This is a genomic window from Pseudomonas psychrophila (assembly GCF_001043005.1).
Lineage (GTDB): Bacteria > Pseudomonadota > Gammaproteobacteria > Pseudomonadales > Pseudomonadaceae > Aquipseudomonas > Aquipseudomonas psychrophila.
On the sequence record NZ_JYKZ01000003.1, the window covers coordinates 93,139 to 106,893 of the forward strand.

Genomic DNA, 13,755 nt, shown 5'->3' on the forward strand with positions numbered 1-13,755 from the left:
ATTCATTTTTTATTGATAGGTAAAAAGACGTGTTATGCCGCTTTCGGTTTAGGCGCAAATTTGGGCGCGTGCAGGCCCATTGTCATGCCTTTTTCGACCATGCCCATGATGTCTTCGTGGGCCAGGTCAAACAGTCGCTTCAAGTCCGGGAGGACAAAATACAGCGGCTGCAAAATATCGATGCGATACGGCGTGCGCATGGCTTCCAGCGGATCGAAGACCTGATGTTCCGGTTCTGACGACAGGCTGTAAACCGTTTCTTTGGGCGACGAAAGAATCCCGCCGCCATAAATGCGTTTGCCTTCTGGCGTGTCCACCAGGCCGAACTCGATGGTCATCCAGTACAGGCGCGCCAGATATACCCGTTGCTCCTTGCTCGCTTGCAACCCCAGCTTGCCGTAGGTGTGGGTGAACTCGGCAAACCACGGGTTGGTCAGCAGCGGGCAGTGGCCGAAAATTTCGTGGAAAATATCCGGCTCTTGCAGGTAATCCAGCTCTTCGGGGGTACGAATAAAGGTCGCTACCGGGAATTGCTTAGTGGCGAGCAACTCAAAGAAGGTCTGGAAGGGGATCAGCGCGGGAACGCGGGCTACTTGCCAGCCAGTGGTGGCACCCAGTACCTGATTGATTTCGCTCAGTTGCGGGATGCGGTCGTGGGGCAGGCCCAGCTTTTCGATGCCTTCCATGTACTCTGGGCAGGCGCGGCCTTCCAGCAGTTTCAGCTGGCGGGTGATCAGCGTTTTCCACACCGCGTGTTCGGCTGGTGTGTAGTCGATAAAGCCACTGGCATCCGGCTCACGGGCGACGTATTTCGTTTGCTTCATGGGGCTCTCCGCAAGGAAATCGTTTTTATTATTCGGTGTTGTTGCGATGCCTTAGTGATACCCCAAGTGATTGCTCCGTGCAGCTAGCCTAAAGCCAGTAATGCTGGGATGATGCGGGTTATTCGTAAAGTATTCGTTACGATGTGCGCTTCGGGCTGTCATTATTGAGTGTGCGACAGCACAACTGTCACAAAATCGTGACGATGAAATGCCCCTGAAGTATGAAAACTTCTCTGTGGGAGCGAGCCCGCTTGCGAAAGGCGCTCTTGAGGCCTTCGCGAGCAGGCTCGCTCCCACACTGGATCTCCATTGTTAGTTATCTCCGAGCCTTGCCCATGCGTATCAAAGTCCACTGCCAAAACCGGATTGGCATCCTTCGCGACATTCTTAACCTGTTGGTTGCCTACGGCATCAACGTGAAGCGTGGGGAGGTCGGGGGGGATCAGGGCAACGCGATTTATCTGTACTGCCCGAATTTGATCAACCTGCAATTCCAGGCCTTGCGCCCGAAGTTTGAAACCATCGCCGGGGTGTTTGGGGTCAAGCGCGTAGGCTTGATGCCCAGCGAGCGCAGGCATATGGAGCTCAATGCCTTGCTCGGGGCGCTGGAGTTTCCGGTGTTGTCCATCGACATGGGGGGCTGCATCGTTGCCGCCAACCGTGCGGCTGCACAGTTGCTCGGGGTGCGGGTCGACGAGGTGCCGGGGATTTCCCTGTCCCGTTATGCCGAAGACTTCGACCTGCCCGAGCTGGTGCGGGCCAACAAGTCGCGGATCAATGGCTTGCGAGTCACGATCAAGGGGCTGGTGTACCTGGCCGATATCGCGCCGCTGCAACTGGAACATGATGAAAGCGAGGCCATGGCCGGCGCCGTCCTGACCCTGCACCGCGCCGACCGCGTGGGCGAGCAGATCTACAACGTGCGCAAGCAAGAGTTGCGCGGTTTTGACAGCATCTTCCAGAGCTCTAAAGTCATGGCCGCCGTGGTGCGTGAAGCCCGGCGCATGGCGCCCCTTGATGCGCCGCTCTTGATAGAAGGCGAAACCGGCACCGGCAAAGAACTGTTGGCCCGCGCCTGTCACCTGGCCAGCCCCCGTGGCCAGTCGCCACTGATGGCGCTCAACTGTGCAGGGCTGCCGGAGTCGATGGCTGAAACCGAGCTGTTCGGGTACGGCCCGGGGGCGTTTGAAGGCGCGCGGGCCGAAGGCAAACTCGGCCTGCTGGAGCTGACAGCGGGCGGTACGTTGTTTCTCGATGGCGTAGGCGAAATGAGCCCGCGTTTGCAGGTCAAGCTGCTGCGCTTTTTGCAGGACGGTTGCTTCCGGCGGGTCGGCAGCGATGAAGAGGTCTACCTCGATGTGCGGGTGATGTGTGCCACCCAGGTCGACCTGTCCGAGTTGTGCGCCCGGGGCGAGTTCCGCCAGGACCTGTACCACCGGCTTAACGTGTTGTCGCTGCATATCCCGCCGTTGCGCGATTGCTTGGACGGGTTGGAGCCTTTGGTCGAGCACTTTCTGGATCAGGCCAGCCGACAGATCGGTTGCCCGCTGCCCCGCCTGGCGCCTGCCGCGATGGACCGGTTGAGCCACTACCACTGGCCGGGCAACGTGCGCCAACTGGAAAACGTGCTGTTTCAGGCGGTGTCGCTGTGTGATGGCGGGGTGGTCAAAGCCGAGCATATCCGCCTGCCGGACTACGGCGTGCGCCAGCCGTTGGGCGAGTTCTCCCTGGAAGGCGGGTTGGACCACATTGTCGGCCGTTTCGAAAAGGCGGTGCTGGAGCAGCTGTATTCCGAGCACCCGAGCAGCCGATTGCTGGGCAAGCGGCTGGGGGTTTCCCACACCACCATCGCCAACAAACTGCGCGAGTACGACATTATCAAACCGGCCTAAATTTCTGTGACCTGAGGTGTAGCCCCAAGTACAGCTCGGCAACTAGCCCTTTAAGCTCTGCGCCATGCCCCTCGCCTGATCCAGCCAGCCCTTGGTCGGCTCAGCCTGGGGCGTTTGTGTTTGCAGCGCTTGCTCCAACAGGCTGTTGGTTTCAAGCGCTTGAGAGGCTTTGAGGATCGCGATCAAGTCAGCCGTAGTGGCGGTTTTTTCGGTCAGCGCAGGTGGCACGGGCAGCGCCTGGGCCGCTTTCACGGCGTCGCCGGTGTTTTTGGTAAAAGCGCATACGGCTTCTATGCCTTCGATCATCGGCAATGCCAGGCCTGTCACGGTGTCAAAAGCACTGATCTGCGGGAACCCCACCTTGCCGCGAAGCACCGGGGTGCCCAGGCTTGGCAGAATCAGCCCCACTAAAAAGCGCGGGTCCTGGCGCCTGATCGTCAGGCCGACACTGGCCACCGCCAGGGCGACACCCACCACGCGTCCGGCGTTCACCAGTAGCGACAGTTCGTTGTTGGATTGAGTGTCGAAGAAGATCCCGCGGTACCGAAAGTAGTCGCTGAACACCTCCCGCTCGTTCAAGGCCGCGTTCATGAACCAGGCGCGGGAATCATGCACATGCTCGTCAAACAGGTCCACGATCGCCCAGGCTTTGTCGTTCACCGGCTTGCCGTTGGCGCCGAACAGCAGGGCGTAATTCGCTTCACCGGCCTGGCGCAGTTCGGCATAGTGCTCGGCCTCATCCTGGCCGTTGGTCATATACACCAGTCCGCCCACCAAGGTGTTGAAGAGGGTGCCCAAACTGATCATCTCGCTGAAGGTCAAGTTCCACTCCGGCACGTAGTCACGCCGAAAATCGGCCATGGCGTTGCGCAACTGGCGGTAATCCAGGTTGGGTTCATACATCTTGCTAGTGTTGAACGAGTCGGCAGGTTGGGTGCCGGTGCGCTTTGCATAAGCCACTTTTGTGGCTTGATGTTTTTTTTGCGATGCCAGCTCGGCTTCGGACCATACCGGCGCTTGAGAGCCGGCGCGCATGGCGGCGTCTTCTTCGAGTTGCCTGGCGTGCAAGGCTATGAACGCGTCGACTTCGTCGCCGTCCATATCGCTCGCGGGGCCGTTTTGCAGCACCCGCCTATAGATATTCGTCCAATTGATCCGGTCCATGGCGTAGCGGCTGATGCGCCAACCGGTAATCAACCCGGCTTCGCGGGCCATGACCTCTTCAAGCGGGCCGTTGTCCATGTTGTCGAGCCAGGTGTTGAAACGTTCGATCAGGGTGGGGGCGACCTGGAATTCGATAGACGTTGAGTCGCTCATCACCAGCCAAGGTCGATCATGTTTCAATGCCATGTTGAAAGCTTCTGGAGGTGCCTGCAACGGCGCGCCAACTTTGTAGGCCTCGTCATACATATGGTGCAGGGCAATCTGCGATAGCACCTCTTTTCCCCCTGCTGCAGCTTTGCCCTGATCGCCGGGCGGGTAACCGCCACCCACGTCGGAGTGCATGCCGGGGTAGAGGTACTCCGCCGTACCGTTGCGGTAGGTCGAAGGGCAATTCGGATCGTCGGGGTTGGCCTGGCGCCGGATCGAGTCCAGGGGGAAGCAACTGCGCTGCTCGTGGGCTGCCACCATATGTACGCAGCGCTCCAGAAAGTCTTCGGAGTCGGACAGGCGCAGGGTGCCGTCGGCCCAGCCCAAATGGCCTGCGGCAAATGGCGCCAGATAGGGGATACCCACTGAGGCCACGGTGTCGAACAGCCCCATGAACACAATCTTGATCGGCAGCCCGGCGAACAGGTAGCAGGTGGTGCCTTTCACTTCGACCTTGGTCAGGGCTTCCAGCCAGTTGGCAAATGCCCGCGCCTGGGCGGCGCCCCGTGAAAAGCCGTACACGAACAGGCGTATGGCCTTGATCTCAGCGATGGTCTTGCCGGCATGGGCGGCGTCGATCTGGGCTTTGAGTTCGGCCAGGGGCTGGGCCAGCACTTCCTTGCGGCGGGTATAGCTGTTTTTGAAAATCGATGCTGCGAGCATATCTTCGGTGAGACTGGTGCCCATTTTTTGTACCAAAGCGTAGCTTTCTGACATGGTCGGCGGCTTTTGATGGCACGCTTTTTTTAGCGCATCTATCAAACGGGTCAGTCCCCAATTGATCCGGTTCTCGCCGCCTGTCGACATCGTCAAACCTTGGCTATCCGGTTTGAACTCGCCTATTTCCTTGAACTCGGTGCCGACGCCTTGCATGTAATAGCGATAAAAACCCTCTCTCTGTTCTGCTTCATGTTCAGAGCCTCCCAAACTCGCATGAAACAGACGTGCCACATTGGTAGTGGTCGAAGGTAAAGCCAGGCTGTCCGTCGGTTCATGGTTGTTGGTGCCGTCAAAGCAAAGCGTGATCGTCACGATCTGCATGCAGGGCCGGCCCGCGTAAGCCCATCCGGCTGCATAAGCAGCATCCATCGCCTGTTGTTCGAACGGGTCAAAGGCTTGCTGTTGCTTTCGATAATTGAAAAGCACATCTCCCGGTGCTTGCGGTAAAAGCCCGTCCATTTTGAAATCAGGGGTCAGGCTGAGAAATTCGCCAGTGGATCTTTTAGGGCGCGGCGTCATGGTTTCGGACATGTTGCAGGCTCCTGCATTTTTTGAGGGTAATGAAACGGATAGTCCGGTAGGCCGGGATAGGTCGCTCCAGCCGATACCGCGACCTGGTTACACGGCAAGAAATGCACGTTCACAAGTCCCAGATCTTCATACGGCGCAACTGCCACAACGGCGCGATGGCGGGTGTAGTGGGTGTCGTGCTCATCCATACGTTTTCGCCACCCATCAGAAAACATCGGCTCAGACCATCTTCCGTAAGCATACGGATCAGGGTCTTTCTCCCACTCGACCACCACGGTCAAGCCGGGGTGCCATTTCACGGGAAGCGTCGCGCAGCACATCTGGCCGCCGCTGTATCCGTAGGGCGCCAGATTGGGTCCGCCATTGCCATTCACCGAAAACCGGTTGATCGCCGCCGAGGTATGGCTATAGCCCTCGATTGGTGCGCCGAGTCGGTCAGGCAGGGAGTCGGCACAGCCCAGAAGCGCAATCCCGGCGATAAACATCACCAGCAGTGAGCGAGTCACGGCTTCGGACATGTGGCAGGCTCCTGCATTTTTTGAGGGAATTTAAATGGGTAGTCCGGACGACCTGGGTAGGTGGCACCTGCCGAAACCGCAACTTGGTTACACGGTAAAAAATGCACGTTCACAAGCCCCAACTCTTCATACGGCGCAACCGCCACAACGGCACGATGGCGGGTGTACTTGGCTTCGTGCTCTCGGGCGGCCTTGGACCAAGCATCGGAATAGCGGGGTTTGGGCCAGTTGGCGGAATCAAACGGATCAGGGTCTTTCTCCCACTCGACCACTACCGTCAAACCGGGGTGCCATTTCACGGGAAGCGTCGCACAGCACATTTGCCCGCCGCCGTATCCGTAGGGCGCCAAATTGGGCCCGCCATTCTTATTCACCGAAAACCGGTTAATCGCTGCCGAGGTATGGCTGTACCCCTCGATGGGCGCGCCTAACCGGTCAGGTATGGCGTCGGCGCAGCCCTGCAGCGAGAGGGCGCTGATTAATATCAAAAGGGGCAAGCGGTTCATGAGTGGGTCTTGTCTCTTGTCAGGCTTATTGAAAGAAGAGCACCCAGTGCAATGCCAGTGGGTGTTTGCTAAGTGCCTTTAAAGTGTTAGTGAGAATATTGAAACGCCCGCGAGGGTGGCTGGAGTTCAGGCGTCTTGTAACTATCAAGTCTAGTGTTGGCAAAATCAAATGCTCTTTATGGTGTTCATAAAAGTTTGCCAATGCAGGGGCGGCTAAAGTGTATAAACAAATAAACGAAACTTATAAAAGTGCGCAAGAAGTTGCACAGTGTTGGTCGGTTTCTTGTGTTTTAGTCTGCAGATAACTGTTCGCCAGTTTGTTCTTGTAATAAGTGTGCAACTTCTTGCGCACTGGTTAATACCGAGCATTTGCGTGAATTGTCGGCGCCAGGACTTTCAGAGGCAGGTTGGGGCAAGGGAAGTGCAAGGTTTGCCGGATTTTGCCTCGTCAGCGACACGTTTCTGGCCATGCATTGCCGCAACCGGCATAACCCCGCCGTTTTCATCCCGCTGATCTTGCCCCGTACCTCACCCCACCCCCTCGCAAACCCGCGCTGCATGGCGTCAAAAAATAGTTGGTGCGCAAATTGCTTTAGCCATCGCAGTACAGCGGTGGGCGGCAAGCGTCCGTCAGACAGAGGAAAGACTGTGGACAAGTACCTTTATGTGGCAATGACCGGCGCCAGTCAGAACGCACTGGCGCAAAAGGCCCATGCCAACAATTTGGCGAACATCTCGACCAACGGTTTTCAGCGTGACCTGGAACAGGCCCGCTCGATGCCGGTGTTTGGTGACAGCTTTCCGGCGCGTGCCTTTGCTCTGAGCGAACGCCCCGCGACCGACTTCACTCCCGGCGCTCTGGTTGAAACAGGGCGGGATCTGGATGTGGCCGTGTCCGGCGATGGCTGGCTGGCCGTGCAGGCACCTGACGGCAGTGAAGCCTATGTGCGTACCGCGAGCATGAATGTGGATGCCCTGGGCATTCTGCGTGCTGGCAACGGGATGCCGATCATGGGCAACGGCGGGCCGATCGCGGTACCGCCCCAGCAACAGATCGAAGTCGGCCAGGACGGCACCATCAGTATTCGTGCCCAGGGCGAAGGCCCGCGGGTGATGGCGCAAGTGGACCGCATCAAGCTGGTCCAGCCCGACCTGAAAACCATGAGCAAGGGCCTGGACGGTCTGATCCACACCAACGACGGTCAGCCGGCGCCAGCCGATGCCAACGTGCAGGTGGTTTCGGGGTTTCTGGAGGCGAGCAACGTCAATGCCGTCGATGAAATGACCTCGGTGCTGGCCCTGTCCAAGCAGTTCGAGTTGCACATCAAAATGATGAACACCGCCAAAGAAGACGACCAGGCCATGACTCGCGTCTTGTCCATCAGCTAATTACTTGAACGCAGCGCCGAAAAACCGGCGCGCGAGGAGAGCACCATGCTTCCGGCACTGTGGGTTGCAAAAACAGGTTTGGCTGCGCAAGACACCAACCTGACCACCATTTCCAACAACCTGGCCAACGTGTCGACCACCGGTTTCAAACGTGATCGCGCGGAGTTCCAGGACTTGCTCTACCAGATCAAGCGCCAGCCAGGTGCCCAGTCGACCCAGGACAGCGAACTGCCGTCGGGCCTGCAAGTGGGCACCGGGGTGCGCATCGTGGGCACGCAAAAGAACTTCGCCGCCGGTAGCCTGCAGACCACCGACCAGCCGCTGGACATGGCAATCAATGGCCGTGGTTTCTTCCAGATCATGCAGCCCGACGGGACCACGGCCTACAGCCGCGACGGTACTTTCCACCTGGACGCCAACGGCCAGATCGTCACCGCCAGTGGCTTTGCCCTGGAACCGGCGATTGTGGTGCCCGCCGATGCCCAGACCTTCACCGTCGGCCAGGACGGTACCGTGTCGGTGACCATCGCCGGCAACCCGGCCGCCCAAGTGATCGGCAACGTGCAGACCGCCGACTTCATCAACCCGGCCGGTTTGCAGTCCCAGGGCGGCAACCTGTTCCTGGAAACCGCCTCCAGCGGCGCGCCGCAGATTGGCACCCCGGGCCTCAACGGTTTCGGTCTGACCATGCAGAGCATGCTTGAGACTTCGAACGTCAGCACCGTGGAAGAAATGGTCAACATGATCACCACTCAGCGCGCCTACGAGATGAACTCAAAAGTGATCTCCACCGCTGACCAGATGTTGTCGTTTGTCACGCAAAACCTGTAATTACGTGAAATAGCGGGAGAGCTCATGAAGCGCTTGTTTTCTGTTCTGGCACTGGGCGCCATTACCTTTGTGGCGGGGTGCGTCAGTCCGCCTCCGCGGGCCAACGACCCGTACTACGCCCCTGTCCTGCCGCGCACGCCGCTGCCGGCTGCGGCCAATAACGGTTCGATTTACCAGGCTGGCTTCGAGCAGAACCTGTACAGCGACCGCAAGGCGTTCCGCATTGGCGACATCATTACCATCACCCTGAACGAGCGGACGCAGGCGAGCAAAAACGCCAACTCGGCGATCGGTAAAAACAGCAATACCAGCATCGGCCTGACATCTTTGTTCGGCAGCGGCCTGACCACCAACAACCCGCTGGGCAGTGGTGACCTGAGCCTCAATGCCGGTTACAGCGGCAGCCGTGCCACCAAGGGCGACAGCAAGGCGGGGCAGGGCAACAGCCTTACCGGCTCGATCACCGTGACCGTGGCCGACGTGCTACCCAACGGCATCATCGCCGTGCGTGGTGAGAAGTGGATGACCCTGAACACGGGCGACGAACTGGTACGCATTGCCGGTCTGGTGCGGGCGGATGACATCGCCACCGACAACACCGTGTCTTCGACTCGCGTGGCCGATGCGCGCATTACCTATTCGGGGACCGGCTCGTTTGCCGATGCGAGTCAGCCAGGCTGGTTTGACCGATTCTTCCTTAGTCCGTTATTCCCTTTTTAACCGAGTCTTTCCAAGTGAATCGAGCCATGCCCAACCTCAAGCATTTGCTGGCAGCCGTGTTGCTGTTGTCGACCTCCCTGGGCGTTCACGCCGAGCGGTTGAAAGACATCGCCAGCATTTCTGGCGTGCGCTCCAACCAATTGATTGGTTACGGCCTGGTGGTCGGGTTGAATGGCACGGGCGACCAGACCACGCAAACCCCGTTCACCCTGCAAACGTTCAACAATATGCTGTCCCAGTTCGGCATCAAGGTACCGCCGGGCTCGGGCAATGTGCAGCTTAAAAACGTGGCCGCGGTGTCCATCAGTGCCGACTTGCCAGCGTTCGCCAAGCCGGGGCAGGTGATCGACATCACCGTTTCGTCCATCGGCAACTCCAAAAGCCTGCGCGGCGGTACGCTGTTGCTGACGCCGCTCAAGGGCATCGATGGCAACGTGTATGCGGTCGCCCAGGGCAACCTGGTGGTGGGCGGTTTTGATGCAGAAGGCCGTGACGGCTCGAAGATCACCGTCAACGTTCCGTCAGCCGGACGCATTCCGGGCGGCGCGTCGGTGGAGCGTGCGGTGCCCAGTGGCTTCAACCAGGGCAACAGCCTGACCCTGAACCTCAACCGTTCTGACTTCACCACGGCCAAGCGCGTAGTGGACAAGATCAACGACCTGCTCGGCCCGGGTGTGGCGCAGGCAATTGACGGTGGCTCGATCCGTGTGACCGCGCCGCTGGACCCAAGCCAGCGGGTGGATTACCTGTCGATCCTGGAAAACCTCGAAGTCGATCCGGGGCAGGCGGTGGCCAAGGTCATCATCAACTCGCGCACCGGCACCATCGTGATTGGCCAGAACGTCAAGGTCTCGCCTGCCGCCGTGACCCACGGCAGCCTGACCGTGACCATCACCGAAGACCCGATTGTCAGCCAGCCCGGCCCGCTGTCCAACGGCGAAACCGTGGTAGTGCCGCGCTCGCGCCTCAATGCCCAGCAAGAAGCCAAGCCCATGTTCAAGTTCGGCCCGGGCACCACCCTGGACGAGATCGTAAGGGCGGTGAACCAGGTCGGCGCGGCGCCAGGGGACTTGATGGCGATTCTCGAAGCACTGAAACAGGCCGGCGCCTTGCAAGCCGACCTGATCGTGATCTGAGGCCGACGTTATGGACATGCGCAAGAGCGGGGTGGTCAGTGGCAGCGATTCGGGAGCGTTTACCGACCTTAATCGGCTGAACAACCTGAAGGTCGGCGACCGCGAAAGCGACGCCAATATGCGCAAGGTGGCGCAGGAATTCGAGTCGCTGTTCCTCAACGAAATGCTCAAGTCCATGCGCTCGGCAAACGAAGTGCTGGGCAAGGACAATCCGCTCAACACCCCTGCGGCCAAGCAGTATCAGGAAATGTACGACCAGCAACTGTCGGTGACGCTGTCCCGGCAGGGCGGTGGTATCGGCCTGGCAGACGTGCTGATGCGCCAGATGTCGAAAAACAAGTCCGCCGTGCCGGGGGAGTCTGCGGTGACCACGGCGCTGACCGCTGAAGTTAAAACTCCTGCGGCCACCCCTGCGGTGGACAGTCCTTTTGTCCGTTCCAGTGGCCAGCGCCCGTTGTGGGCTTCGCGGGTTGCTATCGCGCCGGATGCGGCAGCGGGCGGGCACAAAAATGACATGGCCATGCTCAATCAGCGACGCCTGGCGTTGCCGACCAAGCTGACCGACCGCTTGTTGGCCGGGATCGTACCTTCCGCCGACCCGGCCCGTTCAACCCTCAATACAGGCGCAGTGCCGGAGCGCACTTCGCCGGGGCTTGATGCTGTGCTCAAGGGCGGCCGCCAGCCGATGCTCAGTGCCAGTGGTGCGCATGGGCGGATGCAGATTTATGGCCGTGCCGTGGCGCAGCCGCCATTGGCTCCGGCCAAGCAGGCGTTCAGCTCCCCCGATGCGTTCGTCGCGACGATGTTGCCGATGGCGCAGCAGGCTGCCGACCGCATTGGTGTCGATCCGCTGTATTTGGTGGCGCAAGCGGCACTGGAAACCGGCTGGGGCAAGTCGGTGATGCGCCAGCAGGACGGCAGCAGCAGCCATAACTTGTTCGGCATCAAGGCCACCGGCAACTGGCAGGGTGCGCAAGCGCGGGCCATCACCAGTGAGTTCAAGGGCGGGCAGATGGTCAAGGAGACGGCGGACTTCCGTTCCTACGATTCCTATCAGGACAGCTTCCACGATCTGGTCACGCTGTTGCAGAGCAACAATCGTTATAAAGAAGTACTCAACGCGGCCGATAAACCGGAGCAGTTTGTACGTGAGTTGCAGAAGGCCGGTTACGCAACCGACCCTGAATACGCGAGCAAGATTTCTCAGATAGCCAAGCAAATGAAAACCTACCAGAGCTACGCCTCGACGGGTTCTCTCACGAATTTATAAGGTTTGAACCATGGCGAGTTTGATCAACATCGGGATGTCGGGGCTAAACGCCAGCCAGGGCGCATTGGCCACCGTGGGCAACAACATTGCCAACGCCAATACCTCGGGCTATTCGCGTCAGCAAATTGTCCAGGGCAGTGGCGCTTCGCAGCAGGTGGGCGGGGTGTTTATCGGCACCGGCACCACCCTGGCCGACGTGCGCCGCGTGTACAACTCATACCTCGACGCCCAGTTGCAAACCACCACCTCGCTCAACGGCGATGCTCAGGCCTACCTCGATCAGATCGGTACGGTCGACAAACTGCTGTCGGATAAAAACACCGGCGTTTCGGCCGCCCTCAGCAGCTTTTTCAGCTCGTTGCAGACTTCCGCCGCTGCCCCCGGTGATATGTCGGCGCGCCAGTTGCTACTCACCAGCGCGCAAACCCTGAGCAACCGTTTCAACTCGATTTCGTCCCAGCTCAATCAGCAGAACGAAGGCATCAACAGCCAGCTGGACACCCTGACCTCGATGGTCAACCAGCACACGGCCACCATTGCTTCGCTGAACAAGCAGATCGCCCAGGCCACCACGGCGGGCAATACCCCGAACAACCTGCTGGATGCGCGCAACGAAGCGGTGCGCACGCTCAATGAGCTGGTCGGGGTAACGGTTCAGGAACACGACAACGTTTACGACATTACGCTGGGCACCGGTCAGACCCTGGTGCAAGGCTCTACCTCCAATACCTTGTCGGCGGTGCCGGGCCAGGTCGATAAAAGCCAGTTCAGCATCCAGATCAATTACCAGCAGTCCAGCTCCGATGTGACCTCGGTGCTCAGCGGCGGCAAGATCGGCGGCCTGCTGCGTTATCGCGATGATGTGCTTGCGCCCGCGATCAACGACTTGGGGCGTACTGCGATTGTGGTTGCCGATGCGATCAACAAGCAGTTGGGCCAGGGCCTGGATGCCAATGGCGAGTTCGGCTCGTCGATGTTCAACAACATCAACAGCGAAAAAGCCATCACTCAGCGCAGCCTGGCGGCAACGGGCAACAGTGCCGGTTCGAGCAACCTGAACGTAAGCATCAGCGACAGTAGCCAACTGACGGCCTATGACTACAAGGTGACGTTAACCAGTGCCACCGAATACACGGTCCAGCGCTCTGACGGCCAGGATGCCAAGGGCCCGTTCAAGCTCGGCGACAAGCAGGTGATTGACGGTTTTACCCTCCAGCTCCCGAAGGACGGTGCGGTCGCGGCGGGCGACACTTTCAAAGTCAGCCCCACCCGCAGCGGCGCGAGCAATATCGGTGTGCAAATGACCGATGCCAATAAGTTGGCGTTTGCCGGGCCTTTGGTGGCGGGGGCGGGCGGTTCCAACAGTGGTACGGGCGCGGTGGGTGGCCTGAGCCTGTCCTCGGTGCTGGATATTTACGGCGGCGTCGATCTGGGCAAGTCGCAAAGTGATATTGAAGGCGCAATGCCGGTACGGATTGCCTTTGACGAAGCCGGCGCCGACGGCACCCAGACTTATCGGGTGCTGAACGAAGCGGGCAAGGAAATCGGCAAAGGCAGCATCGTGCCGGGGCAGGACAACAAGGTCACGATCAATGTGCCCGTCACCAACGCGGACGGCACCACGACCAACGTCGGTTTTGACACTGTTATCAGCGGCTCGCCGGGCAAGGGCGACAGCTTCGATATCAAGTTCAACAAGGACGGCAAGGCCGACAACCGCAACGGCAACGAACTGTTGGCCCTGCAAACCAAAGCCACAGTCGGTGTAGGCAAGGACGGCACTGGCGGTGTCAGCATGGCGACCTCCTACAGCCAGCTTGTGTCAAAGGTGGGCGGCAAGGCCAGCCAGGCGGCTGTCGACGGCACTGCAAACGGCGCGGCACTGGCCTATGCCAAGGAAGTGCGCAACTCGGTGTCACAGGTCAACCTGGATGAAGAAGCGTCCAACCTGGTCAAGTTCCAGCAGTACTACACCGCCTCGTCGCAGATCATCAAAGCGGCGCAAGCAACCTTCAGCACGCTGATCAACAGTCTTTAAGGGAGCCCG

11 protein-coding genes are annotated in these 13,755 nt (G+C 59.4%); 7 read left to right on the forward strand and 4 right to left on the reverse strand.

What is annotated here, in order from left to right:
- Positions 1-32: 32 nt before the first annotated feature.
- Positions 33-824 carry a phenylalanine 4-monooxygenase gene (phhA, locus tag TU76_RS09515; protein WP_046809853.1) on the reverse strand — a complete coding sequence of 264 codons (792 nt, stop codon included), beginning with the start codon at positions 822-824 and terminating at the stop codon, positions 33-35.
- A 335-nt stretch (positions 825-1,159) separates the two neighbouring features.
- Between phhA and TU76_RS09520 the strand changes: the two genes are divergently transcribed.
- The gene (locus TU76_RS09520) at positions 1,160-2,716 is read left to right on the forward strand and encodes a sigma-54-dependent phenylalanine hydroxylase transcriptional regulator PhhR (RefSeq protein ID WP_019828791.1); all 1,557 of its coding nucleotides are present in this window, start codon (positions 1,160-1,162) and stop codon (positions 2,714-2,716) included.
- A 42-nt stretch (positions 2,717-2,758) separates the two neighbouring features.
- Here TU76_RS09520 and TU76_RS09525 read toward each other — a convergent pair whose 3' ends face one another.
- From TU76_RS09525 to TU76_RS09535, 3 genes are read right to left on the reverse strand one after another with little or no spacing between them, the layout of a single operon-like run.
- A complete protein-coding gene (locus TU76_RS09525) occupies positions 2,759-5,338 on the reverse strand; it encodes a T6SS phospholipase effector Tle1-like catalytic domain-containing protein (RefSeq protein WP_048351543.1) in 2,580 nt (859 codons plus the stop codon).
- Positions 5,323-5,856 (reverse strand): Tli1a family immunity protein, encoded by a 534-nt coding sequence (locus TU76_RS09530; RefSeq protein ID WP_048351544.1) that lies wholly within the window; start codon positions 5,854-5,856, stop codon positions 5,323-5,325. The genes TU76_RS09525 and TU76_RS09530 overlap by 16 nt, the downstream gene beginning before the upstream one ends.
- Positions 5,841-6,362: a Tli1a family immunity protein gene (locus TU76_RS09535; RefSeq protein ID WP_048351545.1), complete on the reverse strand. Its 522-nt coding sequence runs from the start codon at positions 6,360-6,362 to the stop codon at positions 5,841-5,843. Before TU76_RS09535 ends, TU76_RS09530 begins: the two co-directional genes overlap by 16 nt.
- 648 nt (positions 6,363-7,010) lie before the next feature.
- On the opposite strand from TU76_RS09535, the gene TU76_RS09540 reads away from it, so the two are divergent.
- Genes TU76_RS09540 through flgK form a run of 6 tightly spaced genes read left to right on the forward strand, consistent with a single transcriptional unit; the run spans position 7,011 to position 13,746 of the window.
- Complete coding sequence (locus tag TU76_RS09540) at positions 7,011-7,751, forward strand: flagellar basal body rod protein FlgF (protein WP_019828794.1); 741 nt, start codon at positions 7,011-7,013, stop codon at positions 7,749-7,751.
- Between the two features lie 45 nt (positions 7,752-7,796).
- Positions 7,797-8,582 (forward strand): flagellar basal-body rod protein FlgG, encoded by a 786-nt coding sequence (gene flgG / locus TU76_RS09545; RefSeq protein WP_019828795.1) that lies wholly within the window; start codon positions 7,797-7,799, stop codon positions 8,580-8,582.
- Between the two features lie 24 nt (positions 8,583-8,606).
- Positions 8,607-9,302 carry a flagellar basal body L-ring protein FlgH gene (gene flgH / locus TU76_RS09550; RefSeq protein ID WP_019828796.1) on the forward strand — a complete coding sequence of 232 codons (696 nt, stop codon included), beginning with the start codon at positions 8,607-8,609 and terminating at the stop codon, positions 9,300-9,302.
- A gap of 26 nt (positions 9,303-9,328) precedes the next feature.
- Positions 9,329-10,438 carry a flagellar basal body P-ring protein FlgI gene (locus TU76_RS09555; protein ID WP_019828797.1) on the forward strand — a complete coding sequence of 370 codons (1,110 nt, stop codon included), beginning with the start codon at positions 9,329-9,331 and terminating at the stop codon, positions 10,436-10,438.
- Between the two features lie 10 nt (positions 10,439-10,448).
- The gene (gene flgJ, locus TU76_RS09560) at positions 10,449-11,708 is read left to right on the forward strand and encodes a flagellar assembly peptidoglycan hydrolase FlgJ (RefSeq protein ID WP_048351546.1); all 1,260 of its coding nucleotides are present in this window, start codon (positions 10,449-10,451) and stop codon (positions 11,706-11,708) included.
- Positions 11,709-11,718: 10 nt separating this feature from the next.
- On the forward strand, positions 11,719-13,746 hold the full coding sequence (gene flgK, locus TU76_RS09565) for a flagellar hook-associated protein FlgK (protein WP_048351547.1): 2,028 nt from the start codon (positions 11,719-11,721) through the stop codon (positions 13,744-13,746).
- The last annotated feature ends 9 nt before the right edge of the window (positions 13,747-13,755 follow it).